Consider the following 18,697-nt stretch of genomic DNA (forward strand, 5'->3'; position numbering starts at 1 on the left):
ACCTTGCTAAAACATTCGCTAACTCTCGCCAATCTGCCAGTTACAAGATTCCTCGTCGCATACGCTCCTCGGAATGACACATTTCGTAGATGCTATCCCTCATTGTTTTTTTGTCATCCTGAGGAGCACAGCGACGAAGGATCTTGTTTTTTTACCAACACTCGCTAACTCTCGCTAAATTAAGATTCCTCACCCTTCGGGTTCGGAATGACATGGACGATGGATTTCTCGTTGCATACGCTTCTCGGAATGACATGAGTGGGGAGCCACTCTCGCTAACACCCGCTAACTCTCGCCAATCACTCACTAACTTTCGTTAACCTCGCTAATTATCTCCACCACATCTCCCACGCTTATAATCCCACCTTTAATAACTTTTAAAAACACCCCTTCAAGAGGCATAACACATGTTCCTACACGTTTTTTTATATCGCAAAAATCATGGCATTGTTTTCCAATCTGAGTGACTTCAAGCACAGCTTCTTTTATTTTTATCTTTGCTCCTAATTTCCACTTATATATCTTCTCAGCTTCTATTGTTATATTTTCTGCAAATTCGCCGTATTCTATATCTATCCCTTTTTTTCTCATTTTTTCTATACTCTCTACAGCAAGCATGGAAACCTGTCGCAACCAATTTCCCGCATGGGCATCTCCTCTAATTCCAAAATTTTCTATCAACTCTACCTGCTCAACTGGCTTTTTTATAGTTCCCCTTTTCTCTGATATATTCAAGGATACAATTTTACCTATAATCTTTTTCACTGAAAAACTCCTCCCTTTACTTATCTTCTGCCACAATCTTCATCATTTCCCTGTAACTTTTCAACAAGATGTTCTATTGCCTGTTCTATTGCCTTAAAGTTTTCTTCCACTGCTTTCACACTTCCTGGAAAATTAATAATTACTGTCTCTTTTCTTATACCTGCAACTGCACGTGATATAATCGCCCGGGGGGTTTTTTTAAGGCTTTCCACCATCATAGCAATTTCTATACCATGAAGCCTTTTTTCTATAACCGCTAAAGTAGCCTCAGGAGTTACATCTCTTGGGGAAACTCCTGTTCCACCTGTTGTAAATATTATATCTGCGAGATTATCATCCGTTATTTTCATCAATGTTTGTTCTATCATCACTTTATCATCTGGAAGTATTCTATAGCCAACTATTTCCCAGCCATGGTTACTGCAAAGCTCTTTCAATCTTTCTCCGCTCTTATCTCTTCTATTTCCTTCATAACCTTTATCACTAAGAGTTATTATGTAAACTCTCATCTTCTCTCCTCCAATGTCCACTTTTCCCCCCGAATTTTTCCATTAAATAAATATTTTCAATAGTAATCATTTTATCCACTGATTTGCACATATCGTAAAGCGTAAGTGCCGCCACACTAACAGCTGTCAGTGCTTCCATTTCAGCACCTGTTTTACCAATTGTATTAACCCTGGCAAAAATCTCCACAATACCTTTTTCTTTTTCTATTTTTGATTCAAAATTAATATCAACACCTGTTAAAAATATGTTATGACACATAGGAATAATACTGGAAGTGTTTTTAGCTGCCATAATACCTGCTACTTTTGCTACCGTAAAAACATCACCCTTTGGTATTTCATCATTTATAATGGCATTTAACGTTTCCTTTCTCATTGTTACCTTACCATATGCAACTGCTGTTCGCTTTGTATCTGCTTTGCCACCAACATTAACCATTTTTGCCTTTCCATCTTTATCTATATGGGAAAACTCCATTCTATCCCCCCATTTCATTCAAACCTTTTGTTTTCAATTCCTCAAAGTTGTGGTGTTTTGGTTTGAAAAATATAGCTTTGCGTATTTTTTCCTCAAGCTTTTCTTTATTATGTAACAAATTCCTTATATCATACTTTATGTTTTTACCCAGGCATGGTATTAGCTTGCCGTCAAAACTTATGCGTATTTTATTACAGGTGCTACATATGTCTCGACTGAAAGCCGAGATAAAGCCTACATAAGTTTTTCCTATTTTATAATACTTAGCGGGACCTTCGCCAGGTTTTAACTTTGTAGGGTGCAATTTCCCATAGCGGGTTTCCAGCAACTTGAAAATTTCTTCTTCCTTAATCCTTAAATCCTCCGTGAAATTACCAAAAGGCATAAGCTCAATAAATCTGATAGGAACTCCCAGTCTTTCTGCAAAATTTATCAATTCGAAAATTTCGTTTTTTGTATCAACAGTCAAAACTGTATTCAGTTTCACTTTTAGTCCCACTATCAACGCTTCCTCAATTCCTTCCAGAACATTTTTCAAACCATCTACTCCCGTTATTCTTTCAAATAATCTTTCATTAAGAGTATCAAGGCTGATATTTAACCCACTTAATCCCGCCTTTTTTAACCTGGAAGCTAATTCTTTGACAAAATGCCCGTTGGTAGTCATGTTAACTTCCTTAAAGTTACTACTTGCGAGCTTTACAATATCTATTACATCTTTTCTCACAGTTGGTTCTCCACCAGTTATTCTAACTTTTCTTATTCCAATGCTTTTTAAAGCTTCAAATAATTTTTCATATTCGTTTAAAGTCATTTCTTCTTTTCTCACATTATCAAGATAACAATATGTACATCTGTAATTACATCTATTGGTTATTGAAATTCTTGCATAGCGTATCTCTCTATTATATTGATCCCTCAACTATCTCATCTCCTCAGATTTCCACCGATTTTCAAGTGTTCTCAACAATAAAAACACACTACCAAAAACTAAAAATATACCTGCCACAACGCTGAGAGATTCTTTTACACCTTCCGTTAAAAATTTGTCATAAGCAAGCACAGATAAAGTTTTCGGATTATAAGCTATTATAGCCACAGCCCCAAACGTCGATATCCCCCGGGCCCACATTTGTACAGTACCTGCTATTATTTCCTTTTTTACCATGGGAATTGATACTTTAAAAAACGTTTCAAACTCTCCTTTCCCTAAGGAACGTGCAACTTTCTCATATCTGATATCTAATTCTCTGAAACCCTCTTTTACAGTACTAACAAAAATACTGAAACTAACATAAAAAATAGCCACAGTTACTCCCAAAAATGACGCTGAGAATTTTAATCCCATGTTTTCTAAAAACCTTCCAGTAGCAGAGGTACGACCAAGAGCGAGAAGAAGTGCGATCCCCGCCGCTGTATTTGGAATAGACTGTGGAAGATCCACAAGTGCTTCTATTAATGTCTTAAATGGAAAATCATACCTCGCAATCATATATGAAAAAGGAATCCCAAGAATTAAAATCATCCCAACGGAAATTACAGAAGCAGAAAACGTAACCAAAACCGCTTTCAAAAATTCTTCTCCCAATAATGTATCAAAAAAATTTCCAAAATCCAGATTCAGAAAAATGTTTAATATTGGAAAAACAACAATTATAATTAAAATAACTGAAAATAATATCACGCAACATTTGAACATTCCAGCTTCCCCTCTCTCATATCATAGAGACGTTTACCGGTAATATTATTTAGCTTGTGAGTCACATGAACAACCGGTATATTTTCAAGTTTCATATATTCATTTATCACAGCTTTTATACGCTTTTCACTGATAGAATCAATGTGGGAAAAAGGCTCGTCAAGTAAAAGCAATTTTGGTTTTGTGGCCAGGCATCTTGCAATAGCAACTCTTTGCTTTTCTCCTCCTGAAAGTGTTTTTACATCTCTTTCAAGAAAATTCTCTAACTCGAGCCGCTTTATCAAATACAGTGTAAAATCTTTATCCATAGATGCAAAGAAAATATTTTCTTTTACATTCATGTGTGGGAACAAATGCAAATGCTGATACACCATACCAATACCTCTTTTTTCAGGCGGAATGTGTGTAATATCATTGCCATATAAAAAAATTTTACCGCTCACAGGTTTGTGAAAACCTACCAGCGTTTCAAAAAACGTTGTCTTCCCGGAACCCGTTTTACCAACTATGTAAACCTCTTCACCGGGATGAACCACAAACTTTTCAACGTAAAGTTCAAACTCAGGTAGTTTTACATACAAATCCTTAACTTCCAGCATTTTCTATCATCGCCTTTATTTTTTCTGGAACTTTCTCTTCATTACCTTCAATATAAGGTTTAATAAGGATAAAGCCATCTTTTTCAAGTATTTTAAGTCCCTCGCTCAAAAAAAATCCAAGAAATCTTATTGCCCCTTCCTTGTTTTTTGAACTTTTAGGTATCCAGACAGTGTACGCTATAGTAGAACCCATTATAACTTTATTATTAATGCTTATAACAGTTTTTTCATAACTATCTTCAAATTCTGGTGAGCTTAAATTTATCTCTTCAGGAAACTCCACATATTTTAAATTATGTACTTTTGCAACTGACCGGTACTCAAAAACATAATCAAGCTCTCCAACTTCAAGAAGTGATAACGAATCTATGGATTTTCTCGAGAGATATATATTCTTTGCCTCTTTAAATTTCTCATACAGTCCGGGAACATTATAATATCTCTCAGCCAATTGAAAAAGAAAATGTGTTCTGTAACCAAGAGGAGCAATTCTGGGATCAGGATACCCGAATCGGACATCTTTATCACCAAGCAAAATCTCAAAAAAATTCGAAGAATTTATTTTTTCACTATACCTGGAATTTTTTGTATAAGCCAGAACTATAGAATTTGAAGCAAAAACTATTTGCCAGTCAGTTAATTCTGGATAAACCATTTTAAAAAACAAATTTTTGTCTGCAAATAGAGCTATATCTGCTCTTCTACCAAGCTCCGTTATTTTACGAGCAACTACTATACTCGCAGATGGTTCCAGCAAAACTTTTTCTCCATATTTTTCTTCGTATTTTTTTGCTATTTCTTTCAAAGGTGGTGTAAGAGAAGATGCATAAAATATGAGAATGTCTGAAAAAACATACAATGAAAATAACACAAACATAATTATTATTAATATTCGTCTCATCTTACACCACTTCCTCTCAAATTTTCATATTAATACTGACAACAAAGTTCTATTTTAAAACATATAAAACTCACAAACTTCACCCTTCTCAACTTTTTCTTTTTCCAAAGGAATCCTTATAATCCCATCGGCATTTAACAATGGTTTTACCAATCCAGATTCATCAGGAAAAGGTTTTGCGTATAGTATTTTATTCTCAAAATTGTCGAATATTTTTACTGGGATAAATGTCTCACGTCCATGGGCAGCTTTTAAACTATCCTCAGAAACAACGTATGCACATACCTTTGGCTTCCACATTGTATCTCCTTCTAATCTTTTTAAAAGCGGCAGCAAAAAAAGATAGGCACTGACCATAAAAGATACAGGTTTACCTGGAAGTCCTATAAGCGCTTTTTCACCAACTTTTGCAAAAACAGTCGGTTTACCTGGTTTTATCCACGCTCCATGAAAATATACTTCTCCAACTTCTGAGAAAACTTCCCTGGTAAAATCTTTTTTGCCAACAGAGCTCCCCCCTGAAGTAACAACTACATCGTATTTTTCCAGCGCTTCCTTTACTATTCTCAGGAACTTTTCATATTCATCTTTAACATGTGCCACTCTTTCTACTTCGTATCCAAGATGTTTAAGATAAGCCTTTAGTGTATAAGTGTTGCCATCTCTGACTTCAAAAAAACTTTTTTGAGCATCAGGCTCAACAACCTCACTGCCCGTAGAAATTATCCCAACCGATGGTTTTTTATAAACCATTATTTTTGTTATCCCATTTGCAAGTAACGCATCTATTTTTCCAAAAGTTATTCTCTCTCCACGATTTACCAAAACCTCTCCCTTTCTCATTCCTGAATCCTTTTTTATAACATTTTCCCACGGATGTAATTGTTTAAAAACTTTCAGGAATTCCCCTTCAACCATTGTATCCTCAACCATTACTACAGCATTTGCTCCTGAAGGAATAACACCTCCCGTAGGTACCCACACAGCTTCTTTGCTTCTTACAACATTTTCATAGCCCTTTCCCATTTCTACTTTACCAGTTATCTTAAACGTTTTAGGAAATTCCCGAGATGCTCCGGAAGTATCTTCAGCTATAAGCGCATATCCATCCACTGTGGATTTATCAAAACCGGGTAAATTTTCTCTCACAAAAATTTTTTCAAAACTTACGTATCCCATAGCAGAATCAACTGGAATTTCGAAATTTTTTTCTGGTTTAAACAAGTTTATATACTTTTCATAAATTTCCTCACGCCTGGCAAAATTCATAAACTTTCCCACAAAAAATCACCTCACCAACAAATTCTATCATTAAAAAGTTACAGTATTTGTTAAAATTATAGTCTATGTTAAAATATAATAAAAACCATAGAAGAAGTTCAATTATCAAAGTTTATTAAAAATAAAGAACCTTTATCTGTAAAAATCATAAAACAAACACAAACACGGTGTTTTTTGCACGGTATAAGAGTATATCATATACCAAACATTAATTCCTCTACAAAAGTGTTATAATTATTGTTACTACTACGGTTCTCATGTAACCTTTAAAAGTTTTTTTGAAATAAACCATCAAAATACAAGTGGGGTTCTTCAAATGCTTACTATTATACTTACAAGTTTATTAACAAGTTTTGTTTTCATCTTTATTTTGATGACCGTATTTCACGGAAGATCCCTGATATACATTGCGCGTTTTGAAGAAAAATCAAAAATATTTCTTCCTCCTAACTCAAAAAATGTGCTTAGAAATGGGATAAGCATAAGACTTTTGAGAATGGTTTTCAAATTACTCAACGAAAATTACCCGGAGGAAGAAATATTAAAAAAGATCTTTGAAAAAATATCTTCCGTTTATAAAGCAAGCGGCTGGTCGTTTTTGCTAACCCCGGAAAATAAGGAATGGAGCTTTTATGTATGGTGTAAAAAATACGACAAATTTGAGTTAGAAAAACTTGCCAGGGAATTAAATGAAAAGAAACCAGATAACCTAAAAAAAATATTGGATACCAAAAAAATATACGCGCTCCAGAATGTTCACAAATTTTCCAGATGGGTTGATTCTGAAAAGCTTTCAGCTAAAATATCAACCTGGATTGGAATTCCAATAGTATTCAAAAACTCTGTAATGGGTATTTTAAACATCGACTGGTCTCACAGGAAAAGATTGAACAGTTTCCATTTGTCTTTAGCGGAAGTTCTTGCGACAGAACTTTCAAATATAGTAACCCACGTGCTTCATATAAAACAATTGATTCTGGATGCAAATCTTGACATATTAACTGAAACATTAAACAGAAGGGCTCTTGAAAATTTTAAAAACATAGCTGGCCAATCAGCTGTTTTATTTATTGATTTAAATGATTTTAAAAAGATAAACGATAAATATGGTCATGAATTAGGTGATAAAACGTTAAAAATAATTGCTGAAAGACTTAAAAGGGTTATTAAAAAGGAAGATTTAATCTTTAGATACGGCGGAGATGAATTTGTTGTTATACTAAAAGATATAGATGATGAAGAAATAATAAAAAGCATTGTCACAAGGATAAAAAAAATCATAGAAATTCCTATAACAATAGATATGAGCTCATTTAGAGTTTCCGCTGCCATTGGATATGTCTTAAATAGCAAGACTACTTCTATAAAAGAATTAATTGATTTAGCTGATAAAAAAATGTATATGGATAAAAGACAACGTTAATGTATTATTTACTTTCAATTCGCAATAAAATGCTTGACACAGGACTTTTGATATGTTATTATTTTTATCGGCTCTTGAAAGCCTGGATGACCTGGTAGCTCAGCAGGTAGAGCACCTGACTTTTAATCAGGGGGCCGCGGGTTCGAATCCCGCCCGGGTCACCAGAGGAGCGAGAGTGGCGGAATTGGCAGACGCGCTGGACTTAGAATCCAGTGGACTTAAGTCCGTGTGGGTTCAAGTCCCACCTCTCGCACCAAGGGAAAAATGCGGGTGTAGCTCAGTGGTAGAGCGCCTGCTTGCCAAGCAGGAGGTCGCGGGTTCAAATCCCGTCGCCCGCTCCAAAACATATTAATATCGAAACGATGAATCTAAAAGAGGCTTTTAAAGCCTCTTTTTTTTTACAAATTCCTTTCTTTGTTCTCCAGAATGATAACCTCTTTCCATGTCATTACGAACATATGTAAGGAGGATGTCATCCTGAGGGACGAAGTGACGAAGGATCTTTTCCTTATTGTCATTCCAAACGTATGTGAGGAATCTTGTTTTTTTACTAACTCTCGCCAACTCTCGCCAATTATAAGATTCCTCACCCTTCGGATTCGGAATGACATGGACGGTGGATTCCTCGCCTTCTTGCTCCTTAGAATGACATGGGCGATGAGACAGGCCTCACCAATTTCTAAAAAAACAGCCTTGCCAATAAAAGCAAGGCTGTTTTTTGATCATTAATTTTTTTATTCTGTTATAGTAGCAGGATCAATTTTTATACCTGGTCCCATTGTTGAAGATAATACAACTTTTTTTATAAAGTTTCCCTTTACTCCGGCAGGTTTTAACGCCAATATTTGCTCGTAAGCTGATTTTATATTTTCTTTCAACTTTCCATCATCAAAAGATACTTTTCCTACTGGCAAGTGCAAGTTTCCAGTTTTGTCTGTTCGTACTTCCATTCTACCCTTTTTGAACTCTTTAACAGCTTCCCCAACATTTTCAGTAACAGTTCCCGCTTTTGGATTAGGCATTAACCCTCGAGGTCCAAGTATTTTACCAAGTCTTCCTATTACTCTCATCATGTCCGGCGTTGCTATTGCTACATCAAAATCGAGAAAGTTTTCTTTTTGAATTTTTTCAACCATATCTTCTGCTCCAACGTAATCTGCCCCCGCTGCCTTGGCTTCTTCGGCTTTTTCACCTTTTGCGAAAACCAAAACGCGTATCTGCTTTCCTGTTCCGTGTGGAAGAGATACTGTACTTCTAATTTGCTGTTCTGATTTTCTATAATCTATATTGGTTTTAATATGAAGTTCCACAGTTTCATCAAACTTAGCAGTTGCTACCTTTTTTGCAAGTTCAATTGCTTCATCTAAATTATAAAATTTTGTTCTATCCACCAATTTTCTTACCTCATTATACCTTCTGGAGTGCTTCGGCATTCTGCCTCCTCCTTCCTAAAGTATTATTAATCTACTACCTCTAAACCCATACTTTTTGCAGTTCCTTCAATTATCTTTATAGCCGCTTCAATATCATTTGCATTTAAATCTTCTTTTTTTATTTCCGCTATTTCTTTTAACTGATCTCGTGTCACTTTACCAACTATTTTTCTCTTTGGCTCCTGTGAACCAGAATTAACTTTTGCAGCTCTTTTTAGCAAAAATGAAGCTGGTGGTGTCTTGGTCACAAAAGTGAAAGATCTGTCTTCATAAACAGTTACTATAACTGGAATAAGCATTCCTGCTTTATCCGCAGTTGCCGCGTTAAACTTTTTACAAAATTCCATCAAATTTACGCCACGCTGACCTAATGCTGGACCTACTGGTGGCGCTGGCGTAGCCTTTCCGGCTTCCAGTTGCAACCTGACCTCTGCAACTACCTTCTTTGCCATGTATACTCTACCTCCTTTTTGTGGTTATAGGGATGCTCCCTCCCACGTATTTACAAGATTAATCTATTCTTTCCACTTCGGATGTATGAACCGTTACAGGTGTTTCCCTACCAAATATTGTAACCATAACTTTCAGTTCACTGTGTTCTGGGTTGATCTCCTTTACATTACCAACGAATCCTTCAAATGGTCCTGAAACAATCTTTACAACATCTCCTACTTCAAAATCAAATTCCACTTTCAATTGTTTCGGTTTCTTGGCTTCATATTCTTCTTCTCCAGATAACCTTAAAACAACCTGAGCTTCGCTATCTTTAATAGGAAGGGGCCTTCCACCAGAAGACACAAAGTCTATTATTCCAGGAACTGTTCGCACAAAATGCCATAACTCGTCATTCATAATCATTTCCACAAAAATATATCCTGGAAATAACTTTCGGCTTTTTACTTTTAAAATCCGTATTTCTTTCTTTGCAGGAAAATCTATCACTTCAACACGTCCAGAACTTTTTGAAAGAACTTTTTTTGGCTCTGCAAGAACCTGTCCAACCTTTACATTGGTTCCTTTTTTTACCAATTCTGTGTTAACTGTTTCATATGGAAGAGCGTAAACATCTTCCTCGCCTATTTTGTTTTTTACCACAACTCTTTTCATTCTTTCTGTGTAAACTATTTTTCCATCAAGTTCGCATATTATTTCTTCATCTTCTGTAAGGGGCATCCCCTGCCTTACATAGCCACCAATTTTTAAACCTGTAATCGGTTTACTTTTCTGGGGAATTACATATGTTTTAGTAAATTTTTTATCAGCTGTTTCAATAACTATTTTCTTTGCATTTCTAACTTCAACTATTTTTCCGTCTCTTCTAACTCTTACTGCTGGTTCTTCCGCTAACAGCTCTCCTTTTTTAACCTCTTTTCCATTTACCACATATAATTTTGCATTAGACGAAACTATATGCCTCTCAATAGATTTCGAAGAGGCATCTATTATGGTCTCTTCCGGCAAAAGAACTCTGCTAATCAAATGTTCCACACCTTGAGCTTTAACCTTTGCCTCAAGGTTTTCTTTAGCGGCGGCCTCATATCCGGCCAGTGTTTGCAAAATATACCATCTTTTTCTCATTTTACCACCTCAAAAAGAATTAGAAAAGCTTCAAAATCGCTCCAAGTGTTCCTGAGAAGATAAGATCCAGTACAAAGAAATAAACTCCCGTAAATGCCAGGATCAACAAAACAACTCCTGTGGCTCCCCAGAGCTCTTTTCGATTTGGCCAGTGAGTCTTCTTAACTTCTGCCCTTACTTCTCTAAAAAACTTCCTCAATTTTTCCATTTAAATCTCCCCCATAATAAAAAAATTCTGGCAGGGGCGGCAGGACTTGAACCCGCAACACCCGATTTTGGAGACCGGTGCTCTACCAGTTGAGCTACGCCCCTGCAAAAAAAGATTATTATGCCTTTGTCTCTACGTGCTGAGTATGTTTATTGCATTTAGGACAGTATTTTCTAAGCTGCAATTTTTGCTTTTTATTTTTTTCGCGAGTCGTATAATAATTTTTTGTTCCACATTCACCACATTTAAGAGCAACCTGTATTCTCACGTTTTTCCCTCCCGATAAAAAAATCTGGTGGTGAGGGAAGGATTCGAACCTTCGAAGGCATTCTGCCAGCGGATTTACAGTCCGCCCCCTTTGGCCACTCGGGCACCTCACCACCTCTACTTTGGAGCCAGCGGAGGGACTCGAACCCTCAACCTATTGATTACAAATCAATCGCTCTACCAATTGAGCTACGCTGGCTCGCACGCGATAATTATTATAACCTATGTCAAAGAACGTGTCAATACTTTACATATGGAAGTAATGCCATTTGCCTTGCTCTTTTTATAGCAATCTTCACCATTCTTTGATGTTTTGCGCAATTTCCAGTGATACGTCTTGGAATAATTTTTCCCTTCTCGGTTAAAAACTCTCTAAGTAACTTAACATCTTTATAATCAACATAATCAACTTTAGATTGGCAAAGTTTACAAACTCTTACCTTTTTCCTTCTTCTGTATGCCATTTATTATTTCCCTCCTTTTTCAAAGATCAAAATGGTGGTTCATCATTCTCAGTATCCTCAAAAAGTTCGTCATATTCCACCATTTCTGTATCTTCAACTGCTGCATTCTTTTTATCCATAAATACTACCTGATCAGCCCATATCTCAGGAGTAGTTCTATATTGACCATCATTTCCCTGCCATCTATTAATTCTTAACTTCCCCTCAACCAATATTAAGCGACCTTTTGTTAAATAACTTTGAACAAATTCTGCCAATTTGCTAAAAGTCACTATTCTTATAAAATCTGTATTATCGTTACCTTCAAATCCGGAACGATTCGGCCTGCTTACGGCTAAAGTAAACGTTGCCACCAAAGTACCATTCAACGTTTGACGAACCTCTGGATCCCTCGTCAGTCGCCCTACAAGGACGACCTTATTATAATTCATTATTCCACCTTCTCAACAGGTTGATTATCTTCTTCTTTCTTAAGCTGTTTTTTCTCCTTCTTCTCAAGATCCTCTCTTCTAAACGTCTGCCATCTCAAGAATTCAGGTCTTACTCTAAAATATGTTTCAAATTCCGTCAAATCTACTTCTTCTCCTCTAAAATATACAACCGAGTAATCTGCCTCTGTATATTTCTTCAATGGGTATGCGGTCTTTTTCACACCTAACCTTTCCAGCTTATCCACCTGAACACCCAACTTGTTTGTTAAAAAGTCTACCACACCATTGGCTATGTTTTCTCTTTCTTCTTCCGGTAAATCTGGTTTTACTATAAACATGGTTTCATAGATCCTCATAACACACCTCCTCCCTCGGACTTTTCCGGTCCCACTGCTTTTCAGTGGAACGGGATAATTCAGAATAAAAGGGAGCATTCGCTCCCTTCTTGGTGGGCTCGGGAGGAATCGAACCCCCGACCATCCGGTTATGAGCCGGACGCTCTGCCAACTGAGCTACGAGCCCACTTAACCTTTTGGAGGCGACGGTGGGATTTGAACCCACGAATAGGGATTTTGCAGACCCCCGCCTTAGACCACTTGGCTACGTCGCCTCGCGATTGCAATTTTAGCACAAAGCTATTTAAGTGTCAATAATAAAATATAAAAGTTCTTATTATTTTCATTTTATAGTAAAATTAAGAAACTTCTATTTAATTCTGGAATGGACCTGCATTATTTATTTCTAACTTTCTGGTATAATCTTTCTGTATAAACGTAACTTTGAGGGGATGATAAAATGACTGTTCAGACTATTTTTAAAAACGGGGATAAAATCCCAAAACGATACACCTGCGAAGGAGTTGACGTAAATCCCGAGTTAAAAATTGAGGATATTCCATCTAATACTAAATCATTAGCCATAATTGTCGATGATCCAGATGCTCCTTTTGGAACATTTGTTCACTGGGTAGTTTGGAATATAACACCAAATACTGATGCTATCAAAATACCGGAAAACTTTCTTGGAGGAATACAGGGAAAAAACGATTTTGGAAACAACGCTTACAACGGACCGTGTCCCCCCAGAGGACATGGAGTTCACCATTATCATTTTAAAATTTATGCTTTAAACACTGTTCTAAAAATTCCAGCATCTTCTGGAAAAAAAGAACTTGAAAAAGCTATGAACGGACATATAATTGATAGTGCTAAAATTGTGGGCATTTATAGGAGGTGATCAGGTGAATTTTTTAGAAAAATATAAAAGCTGGTTAAATGATCCTGCTATTGATGAAAACACAAAAAACGAATTAAAAGTTATCAAAAACAACGAAGAAGAGATTAAGGAGCGATTCTACAAAGAACTTGAATTTGGCACAGCAGGGTTGAGAGGAAAAATAGGAGCAGGAACAAATCGGATGAATATCTACACTGTATCAAAAGCCACTCAAGGGTTAGCCGAACTTATAAATAGCAAAGGCGAAAATTATGCAAGTAGAGGTGTGGTAATCGCTTTTGATGTCAGGCATTATTCAAAGGAATTTGCCAGAACAGCAGCAGAAGTACTCGCAGGCAACAACATAAAAGTTTATCTATTTGAAGATATACGCCCAACACCTGAACTTTCGTTTGCAGTAAGATATCTTAAAGCTACAGCTGGAATTGTAATCACTGCAAGCCACAACCCGCCTGAATATAATGGCTACAAGGTTTACTGGGAAGAAGGCTCTCAAATCCTTGATGATATAGCAACTCCCATTCAGGAAAACATAAAAAAGATTAAAAACTTTGGCTTAATCAAAAGAAAAAATTTTGATGAAGCCATTAAAGAGGGTCTAATCAAGATAGTAGGCAAAGAAATCGATAGCGCCTATTACGAAAAAGTTTTAAATCTATCACTCAACAATGACAACATAGATAAAGAAATTAAAATTGTCTACACACCTCTTAACGGCACGGGAAATATCCCCGTTCGTCACATCTTGAAAGAACGTGGATTTAAAAATGTATTTGTAGTAAAGGAGCAGGAATTACCTGATCCTGATTTCAAAACTGTAGGATATCCAAACCCTGAAGACATTAAGGCATTTAAATTATCCCTCGAACTTGCTAAAAACGTCGATGCAGATATAATCCTTGCAACAGATCCAGATTGTGACAGATTGGCCGTAATGGTAAAACACAATAACGAATATATAAGCCTAAACGGAAACCAAACTGGTGCAATCTTAATCAACTATCTGCTCAGCGAAAGAAAAAAACGAGGTTTACTCTCTGATAAAAGCATAATTATAAAATCAATAGTTACCGGAGAACTTGGAAAACAGATTGCAAAAGAATTTGGAGTAGAAACTTTTGAAACTCTCACAGGGTTCAAAAACATCTGTGGACTTGAAAATAGATTAGAAAAAGAAGGCCATCAATTTGAATTTGGTTATGAAGAAAGTATTGGATTTGTCACTGGTAATTTTGTGCGCGATAAAGATGGTGTAATTTCCTCCATGATTTTAGCTGAGGCAGCTGCTTTTTACAAAAAACAGGGAAAAACACTTATAGATGTTTTAAATGACTTATACGAAAAATATGGTTATTATCTTGAAAATAATTTCTCTCTTATTTATGAAGGATTAGAAGGTATGGAAAAGATTAAAAACATCATGAAAATTTACAGAGAAAATTTCCCAAAAGAAATTTCTGGCCTCAAACTAACAAAATACATAGATTATTTAACAGGCATAATTTACAATGCTAACGGAAATGAAATAGGAAAAGTAAATCAAAAGCATATACCAGCTTCAAACGTATTGAGGTTCTTCCTTGAAGATGGTTCCTGGTATGCGGTAAGACCTTCTGGTACAGAACCAAAGTTGAAAGTATACATCTACTCTTTCGACCACAGCAGAGAAAATTCTACAAGAAAATTAAGCGAAATAGAAAAAGCCTTTAAAAAAACTATAGGAGAATAAAAAAGCGTGCCTTAAAAGGCACGCTTTTTTCTTTCAATTAATTATTTGTTTACTTTTTCCTTCAATGCCTTACCTGGTTTAAACTTTGGAACCTTTCTTGCAGGAATTTTAATTTTCTCTCTTGTTCTTGGATTTACACCAGTTCTTGCAGCTGCTTTTCTTACTTCAAATGTACCAAAATCTACAAGCTGAACTTTCTCCCCCTTAGCAAGTGCCTCAGAAATAGCTTCAAAAACAGCATCTACAACTACTTTAATATCTTTCTTCTTTAACCCCGTTACCTTTTCAGCCACTGCATTAACAAGTTCCTTTTTACTCATATCTTTCCCTCCCTTTTAAAAAGTGATATCAAATACGCTTATAATATAGCATTTTTTAACCAAGTATTGCAAGAAGCGCATATATAAACGTTTTGAGTGATTTATAATGAAACAAAGAAATATTTGAAGATTTTTTTACTTATTAAACTCTCGTCGATAAAAATCGTCGATAATCCTTGCTATTTCGAATTTTGTCTTATTTTCAGAAGAAATTACCAGATCAGCGTGTTGAGAAAATACTTTGTGAACATTTTCGTATATCTTTTCCATATCTTTTATTTTTTGAGATACCTTTTTTATTCTCTGAATAAATTTATCTTTGGAAATTTTTATATATACTATTTTTCCTTCAAACAGACTTATGTTGGAAACAACACCCAGACAAACAACTATCTTTTTGTCAAACTTTTTGAATCGCTTTAATAAACGTCCCTCAACGTGCTGAAGTTCCACAAAACCGTTATCTCTAAGAACTCTGTTGAATCCTTTTTGAAGTTCCACTGAAATAAGATCATCAAAATCTATTACATCATAGCCAAAATCTCCTTTTAAAATCTCTCCCACAGCCGACTTTCCAGAGCCTGGAAGTCCTGTAACATACAACGGCAATTTTATCCCCCCATTATCCCTTTAATATTTTTACATATACTTTTCTTCGCCTTGGTCCATCAAACTCACAAAAATAGATCCCCTGCCACGTTCCAAGCAGTAATTGTCCGTTTTCTACTATTAAACTTATACTTGGACCTATTAGCGAAGATTTTACATGAGAGTCGGAATTTCCCTCAAGATGCGTATAACCCCAGTTTGGAGGTACAATCTTTTTTAAAGTGTTTTCTAAATCTCTCTTTACTGAAGGATCTGCATTTTCATTAATAGTTATACCTGCGGTGGTATGTGGAACAAAAATTATACATATTCCTGAATTAATTCCCGCTTCTCTTATTAAACGTTCTATATCAGCTGTTATATCAACAAACTGGTTTCTGGCAGTGGTATTAACTTCCAAAGTGTAAACCACAAAATCCCCCCTAAATCATAAAACCTATGTGAAGCATAAATTTCTTACCTTTTTTATAGAATTATAACACAATTAAGCAGAATTATTACGTTACTAATTAAGGGATCTTATTCCCTATTGTCATTCCGAACGAACGTGAGGAGGATGTCATCCCGAGGAGCGTGAAGACGAAGGATCTTTTCCATTGTCATTCCGAGCAGAGCGAGGAATCTTGATCTTTTACCAACCTCGCTAATCTTGCCAACTCTCGCTAACTCTCGCCGGTTATAAGATTCCTCGTCGCTCCCGCTCCTCGGAATGACATGAGTGGAGAGCCAATCCTCGCTAAATCAAGATTCCTCACCCTTCGGATTCGGAATGACAGAGTGGGGGATACCTCACCCTTCGGGTTCGGAATGACATGAAGAGGAGGCTAACCTCGCCAACTCTCGCGAGATCCTTCGTCGTTTCACTCCTCAGGACAGGCCTTGCTAATTACAAGATTCTTCGCACTCCGTGCTCAGAATGACAAAAAAAGAATGTCATCCCGAGGAACGAAGTGACGAGGGATCTTTTCCTTATTGTCATTCCGAACGCATGTGAGGAATCTTGTTTTTTTACTAACACTCGCCAATCTCGCCAACCTTGCCAACTAAGTATAATTTCACGCAAAAACTCGAATCGTTAAGAAAAGTTCAAATATTTTTCGGATATCTACTCCACGTTAATATAATCATGTTCACAAAACACTTTTTTGATTAAAGTATAAATGTTAAAATTGATGTTAGCTTATACAACCTTGAAAGGAGGGCATAAAAAATGTGGAAACATGTAAAAAACACAGATCCTGAAATATACGAAGTTATCCTGAAAGAATGGGAAAGACAGGAATACGGTTTAGAACTTATCGCCTCAGAAAATTTCGCATCTTTAGCGGTAATAGAAGCCATGGGAAGTTTACTTACCAACAAATACGCAGAAGGATATCCAGGAAGAAGATATTACGGTGGCTGTGAATGGGTGGACGTTGCCGAAAAATTAGCAAGAGATAGAGCTAAACAACTTTTCAACGTAAAATACGCAAATGTACAACCACATTCAGGTTCACAGGCAAATATGGGGGCCTATTTCGCCATAGCCGAAACAGGTGCCACACTTATGGGAATGTCACTTAGCCACGGAGGACATCTCACCCATGGTGCAGAAGTCAATTTTTCAGGAAGAATTTATAAAGTCGTTCCATATGGTGTTGATCCTGAAACAGAAGTGATTAATTATGACCAGGTACGTGATATTGCCTTAACTCACAAACCAAAAATAATAGTTGCAGGTGGAAGTGCTTATTCTCGAATAATTGATTTTAAAAAGTTCAGAGAAATAGCAGACGAAGTAGGCGCCTATCTTGTTGTTGACATGGCCCATTTTGCAGGGCTCGTGGCTGCTGGAATCTATCCTAATCCTGCAGAATATGCCCACATAGTTACAAGTACAACTCATAAAACTCTAAGAGGTCCAAGAGGCGGTATGATTCTTACAAACGATAAAGACTTATACAAAGCCATTAATAAAAGTATATTCCCTGGAATTCAAGGCGGACCACTCATGCATGTAATAGCCGCCAAAGCTGTTTGTTTCAAGGAAGCTCTCACAGAAGAATTTAAAGAGTATCAAAAGCAGGTGGTTAAAAACGCTAAAACACTTGCAAAAGAACTTGAAAAGCGCGGACTAAGAATAGTATCTGGTGGTACAGATACACACTTAATGCTTGTTGATTTAACTCCTATAAATGTTACAGGAAAGGCTGCTGAAATTGCTCTTGGAAAATGCCACATTACAGTAAACAAAAATACTATTCCAAATGAAACACGTTCTCCATTCATAGCAAGTGGAATAAGACTCGGAACTCCCGCTCTTACTACAAGAGGAATGAAAGAAGCAGAAATGGAGGAAATTGCAGAATTGATCGTAACTGTTCTTAAAAATGTAAAAGACGAGGAAGGAAATGTCGACGAATCAGTCATAGAAAAAGTTTCCGCTCAAGTCCTGAATCTCTGTAAAAAATTCCCGTTGTATGAGGGAAAAATAACCCTGAGTTAATAATTATCAAAATGGCTCCTGGATTTCAGGAGCCATTTTCTTTATATTCCCTATATTCTCCATATTTCTATTTACGCAAAATAGGCAAACAACGCAGACAGTGCAAAGGAAACTCCTGTAAGAAATAACAATCTCCATCCCAGTTTATTACTTGCTATTTGCTTTTTTAAATTACGTTTTCTCATAGATCGCAAACCCACTTCAAAAAATATGATGGCGCCAATTAACAATACTACAGCTGATATGAAAAAAATATTTGATACTATTTTCATAAAGCCT

The 18,697-nt window shown here is 36.3% G+C and carries 24 protein-coding genes and 8 tRNA genes; 7 read left to right on the top strand and 25 right to left on the bottom strand.

Translation table 11 applies throughout. The features are described from left to right. Positions 1-306: 306 nt before the first annotated feature. From JYK00_RS02175 to JYK00_RS02210, 8 genes are read right to left on the bottom strand one after another with little or no spacing between them, the layout of a single operon-like run. Complete coding sequence (locus JYK00_RS02175; protein ID WP_207567078.1) at positions 307-765, bottom strand: MOSC domain-containing protein; 459 nt, start codon at positions 763-765, stop codon at positions 307-309. Positions 766-785: 20 nt separating this feature from the next. Then, on the bottom strand, positions 786-1,274 hold the full coding sequence (locus JYK00_RS02180) for a MogA/MoaB family molybdenum cofactor biosynthesis protein (protein ID WP_207567079.1): 489 nt from the start codon (positions 1,272-1,274) through the stop codon (positions 786-788). Further along, positions 1,249-1,752, bottom strand: a complete 504-nt coding sequence (gene moaC, locus JYK00_RS02185) for a cyclic pyranopterin monophosphate synthase MoaC (protein WP_207567080.1) — start codon at positions 1,750-1,752, stop codon at positions 1,249-1,251. The genes JYK00_RS02180 and moaC overlap by 26 nt, the downstream gene beginning before the upstream one ends. A 1-nt stretch (position 1,753) precedes the next feature. Next, complete coding sequence (gene moaA / locus JYK00_RS02190; protein ID WP_207567081.1) at positions 1,754-2,674, bottom strand: GTP 3',8-cyclase MoaA; 921 nt, start codon at positions 2,672-2,674, stop codon at positions 1,754-1,756. Then, the gene (locus JYK00_RS02195; RefSeq protein WP_207567082.1) at positions 2,675-3,451 is read right to left on the bottom strand and encodes an ABC transporter permease; all 777 of its coding nucleotides are present in this window, start codon (positions 3,449-3,451) and stop codon (positions 2,675-2,677) included. Further along, entirely contained in the window at positions 3,433-4,050 is a 618-nt protein-coding gene (locus tag JYK00_RS02200; protein WP_207567083.1) for an ATP-binding cassette domain-containing protein, read from the bottom strand. The genes JYK00_RS02195 and JYK00_RS02200 overlap by 19 nt, the downstream gene beginning before the upstream one ends. After that, positions 4,037-4,951, bottom strand: coding sequence for an extracellular solute-binding protein (locus JYK00_RS02205; protein WP_207567084.1), 915 nt, complete (start codon positions 4,949-4,951; stop codon positions 4,037-4,039). Before JYK00_RS02205 ends, JYK00_RS02200 begins: the two co-directional genes overlap by 14 nt. A gap of 54 nt (positions 4,952-5,005) precedes the next feature. Beyond that, positions 5,006-6,232 carry a molybdopterin molybdotransferase MoeA gene (locus JYK00_RS02210; RefSeq protein WP_207567085.1) on the bottom strand — a complete coding sequence of 409 codons (1,227 nt, stop codon included), beginning with the start codon at positions 6,230-6,232 and terminating at the stop codon, positions 5,006-5,008. A gap of 316 nt (positions 6,233-6,548) precedes the next feature. Between JYK00_RS02210 and JYK00_RS02215 the strand changes: the two genes are divergently transcribed. From JYK00_RS02215 to JYK00_RS02230, 4 genes are all read left to right on the top strand, one after another. Next, positions 6,549-7,655 carry a sensor domain-containing diguanylate cyclase gene (locus JYK00_RS02215; RefSeq protein WP_207567086.1) on the top strand — a complete coding sequence of 369 codons (1,107 nt, stop codon included), beginning with the start codon at positions 6,549-6,551 and terminating at the stop codon, positions 7,653-7,655. Positions 7,656-7,743: 88 nt separating this feature from the next. Continuing rightward, a tRNA-Lys gene (locus tag JYK00_RS02220) sits at positions 7,744-7,819 on the top strand. A gap of 5 nt (positions 7,820-7,824) precedes the next feature. Then, positions 7,825-7,911, top strand: a tRNA-Leu gene (locus tag JYK00_RS02225). 10 nt (positions 7,912-7,921) lie between these two features. Next, positions 7,922-7,996: transfer RNA gene (locus tag JYK00_RS02230), tRNA-Gly, on the top strand. Between the two features lie 393 nt (positions 7,997-8,389). Here the strand turns inward: JYK00_RS02230 and rplA are convergent. The 13 genes from rplA to JYK00_RS02295 all read right to left on the bottom strand — a co-directional run bounded on the left by rplA (position 8,390) and on the right by JYK00_RS02295 (position 12,646). After that, complete coding sequence (gene rplA / locus JYK00_RS02235; protein WP_207567087.1) at positions 8,390-9,088, bottom strand: 50S ribosomal protein L1; 699 nt, start codon at positions 9,086-9,088, stop codon at positions 8,390-8,392. Positions 9,089-9,114: 26 nt separating this feature from the next. Beyond that, positions 9,115-9,540: a 50S ribosomal protein L11 gene (gene rplK, locus JYK00_RS02240; RefSeq protein ID WP_207567088.1), complete on the bottom strand. Its 426-nt coding sequence runs from the start codon at positions 9,538-9,540 to the stop codon at positions 9,115-9,117. Positions 9,541-9,598: 58 nt separating this feature from the next. Beyond that, complete coding sequence (gene nusG, locus JYK00_RS02245; protein ID WP_207567089.1) at positions 9,599-10,666, bottom strand: transcription termination/antitermination protein NusG; 1,068 nt, start codon at positions 10,664-10,666, stop codon at positions 9,599-9,601. 19 nt (positions 10,667-10,685) lie between these two features. Further along, entirely contained in the window at positions 10,686-10,874 is a 189-nt protein-coding gene (gene secE, locus JYK00_RS02250) for a preprotein translocase subunit SecE (RefSeq protein WP_207567090.1), read from the bottom strand. A gap of 28 nt (positions 10,875-10,902) precedes the next feature. Then, positions 10,903-10,978: transfer RNA gene (locus tag JYK00_RS02255), tRNA-Trp, on the bottom strand. Positions 10,979-10,992: 14 nt separating this feature from the next. Beyond that, positions 10,993-11,142: a 50S ribosomal protein L33 gene (gene rpmG / locus JYK00_RS02260; protein WP_207567091.1), complete on the bottom strand. Its 150-nt coding sequence runs from the start codon at positions 11,140-11,142 to the stop codon at positions 10,993-10,995. A gap of 25 nt (positions 11,143-11,167) precedes the next feature. Next, a tRNA-Tyr gene (locus JYK00_RS02265) sits at positions 11,168-11,254 on the bottom strand. 10 nt (positions 11,255-11,264) lie between these two features. Then, positions 11,265-11,340, bottom strand: a tRNA-Thr gene (locus tag JYK00_RS02270). Between the two features lie 40 nt (positions 11,341-11,380). Next, positions 11,381-11,605 carry a 30S ribosomal protein S18 gene (gene rpsR, locus JYK00_RS02275; RefSeq protein ID WP_207567092.1) on the bottom strand — a complete coding sequence of 75 codons (225 nt, stop codon included), beginning with the start codon at positions 11,603-11,605 and terminating at the stop codon, positions 11,381-11,383. A 26-nt stretch (positions 11,606-11,631) separates the two neighbouring features. After that, positions 11,632-12,036, bottom strand: a complete 405-nt coding sequence (locus JYK00_RS02280) for a single-stranded DNA-binding protein (protein ID WP_207567093.1) — start codon at positions 12,034-12,036, stop codon at positions 11,632-11,634. Beyond that, entirely contained in the window at positions 12,036-12,392 is a 357-nt protein-coding gene (gene rpsF, locus JYK00_RS02285) for a 30S ribosomal protein S6 (RefSeq protein WP_207567094.1), read from the bottom strand. The genes JYK00_RS02280 and rpsF overlap by 1 nt, the downstream gene beginning before the upstream one ends. A gap of 90 nt (positions 12,393-12,482) precedes the next feature. Further along, a tRNA-Met gene (locus tag JYK00_RS02290) sits at positions 12,483-12,558 on the bottom strand. A gap of 11 nt (positions 12,559-12,569) precedes the next feature. Continuing rightward, positions 12,570-12,646 (bottom strand) — tRNA-Cys (locus JYK00_RS02295). A 185-nt stretch (positions 12,647-12,831) separates the two neighbouring features. On the opposite strand from JYK00_RS02295, the gene JYK00_RS02300 reads away from it, so the two are divergent. Then, positions 12,832-13,272 carry a YbhB/YbcL family Raf kinase inhibitor-like protein gene (locus tag JYK00_RS02300; RefSeq protein ID WP_207567095.1) on the top strand — a complete coding sequence of 147 codons (441 nt, stop codon included), beginning with the start codon at positions 12,832-12,834 and terminating at the stop codon, positions 13,270-13,272. A gap of 4 nt (positions 13,273-13,276) precedes the next feature. Further along, entirely contained in the window at positions 13,277-15,001 is a 1,725-nt protein-coding gene (locus JYK00_RS02305; RefSeq protein ID WP_207567096.1) for a phospho-sugar mutase, read from the top strand. 41 nt (positions 15,002-15,042) lie between these two features. Here the strand turns inward: JYK00_RS02305 and hup are convergent, their stop codons facing one another. From hup to JYK00_RS02320, 3 genes are all read right to left on the bottom strand, one after another. Beyond that, positions 15,043-15,321 (bottom strand): DNA-binding protein HU, encoded by a 279-nt coding sequence (hup, locus tag JYK00_RS02310; protein WP_207567097.1) that lies wholly within the window; start codon positions 15,319-15,321, stop codon positions 15,043-15,045. Between the two features lie 135 nt (positions 15,322-15,456). Beyond that, positions 15,457-15,930 carry a shikimate kinase gene (locus tag JYK00_RS02315; protein WP_207567098.1) on the bottom strand — a complete coding sequence of 158 codons (474 nt, stop codon included), beginning with the start codon at positions 15,928-15,930 and terminating at the stop codon, positions 15,457-15,459. A gap of 13 nt (positions 15,931-15,943) precedes the next feature. Further along, complete coding sequence (locus JYK00_RS02320) at positions 15,944-16,342, bottom strand: secondary thiamine-phosphate synthase enzyme YjbQ (RefSeq protein ID WP_207567099.1); 399 nt, start codon at positions 16,340-16,342, stop codon at positions 15,944-15,946. Positions 16,343-17,140: 798 nt separating this feature from the next. Here JYK00_RS02320 and glyA point away from each other — a divergent pair. Further along, the gene (gene glyA / locus JYK00_RS02325; RefSeq protein ID WP_207567100.1) at positions 17,141-18,418 is read left to right on the top strand and encodes a serine hydroxymethyltransferase; all 1,278 of its coding nucleotides are present in this window, start codon (positions 17,141-17,143) and stop codon (positions 18,416-18,418) included. Positions 18,419-18,489: 71 nt separating this feature from the next. Here glyA and JYK00_RS02330 read toward each other — a convergent pair whose 3' ends face one another. Then, on the bottom strand, positions 18,490-18,690 hold the full coding sequence (locus tag JYK00_RS02330) for a hypothetical protein (protein ID WP_207567101.1): 201 nt from the start codon (positions 18,688-18,690) through the stop codon (positions 18,490-18,492). Positions 18,691-18,697 lie beyond the last annotated feature (7 nt).

The sequence above is a fragment of the Thermosipho ferrireducens genome, assembly GCF_017358165.1.
Lineage (GTDB): Bacteria > Thermotogota > Thermotogae > Thermotogales > Fervidobacteriaceae > Thermosipho_B > Thermosipho_B ferrireducens.

Bases quoted from the DNA above. Each gene is read 5' to 3' on its own strand.
- JYK00_RS02180 (WP_207567079.1), bottom strand. From the start codon at position 1,274: ATGAGAGTTTACATAATAACTCTTAGTGATAAAGGTTATGAAGGAAAT.
- moaC (WP_207567080.1), bottom strand. From the start codon at position 1,752: ATGGAGTTTTCCCATATAGATAAAGATGGAAAGGCAAAAATGGTTAAT.
- JYK00_RS02195 (WP_207567082.1), bottom strand. From the start codon at position 3,451: ATGTTCAAATGTTGCGTGATATTATTTTCAGTTATTTTAATTATAATT.
- JYK00_RS02200 (WP_207567083.1), bottom strand. From the start codon at position 4,050: ATGCTGGAAGTTAAGGATTTGTATGTAAAACTACCTGAGTTTGAACTT.
- JYK00_RS02205 (WP_207567084.1), bottom strand. From the start codon at position 4,951: ATGAGACGAATATTAATAATAATTATGTTTGTGTTATTTTCATTGTAT.
- JYK00_RS02215 (WP_207567086.1), top strand. From the start codon at position 6,549: ATGCTTACTATTATACTTACAAGTTTATTAACAAGTTTTGTTTTCATC.
- rplA (WP_207567087.1), bottom strand. From the start codon at position 9,088: ATGCCGAAGCACTCCAGAAGGTATAATGAGGTAAGAAAATTGGTGGAT.
- rplK (WP_207567088.1), bottom strand. From the start codon at position 9,540: ATGGCAAAGAAGGTAGTTGCAGAGGTCAGGTTGCAACTGGAAGCCGGA.
- nusG (WP_207567089.1), bottom strand. From the start codon at position 10,666: ATGAGAAAAAGATGGTATATTTTGCAAACACTGGCCGGATATGAGGCC.
- secE (WP_207567090.1), bottom strand. From the start codon at position 10,874: ATGGAAAAATTGAGGAAGTTTTTTAGAGAAGTAAGGGCAGAAGTTAAG.
- rpsR (WP_207567092.1), bottom strand. From the start codon at position 11,605: ATGGCATACAGAAGAAGGAAAAAGGTAAGAGTTTGTAAACTTTGCCAA.
- JYK00_RS02280 (WP_207567093.1), bottom strand. From the start codon at position 12,036: ATGAATTATAATAAGGTCGTCCTTGTAGGGCGACTGACGAGGGATCCA.
- rpsF (WP_207567094.1), bottom strand. From the start codon at position 12,392: ATGAGGATCTATGAAACCATGTTTATAGTAAAACCAGATTTACCGGAA.
- JYK00_RS02300 (WP_207567095.1), top strand. From the start codon at position 12,832: ATGACTGTTCAGACTATTTTTAAAAACGGGGATAAAATCCCAAAACGA.
- hup (WP_207567097.1), bottom strand. From the start codon at position 15,321: ATGAGTAAAAAGGAACTTGTTAATGCAGTGGCTGAAAAGGTAACGGGG.
- glyA (WP_207567100.1), top strand. From the start codon at position 17,141: ATGTGGAAACATGTAAAAAACACAGATCCTGAAATATACGAAGTTATC.
- JYK00_RS02330 (WP_207567101.1), bottom strand. From the start codon at position 18,690: ATGAAAATAGTATCAAATATTTTTTTCATATCAGCTGTAGTATTGTTA.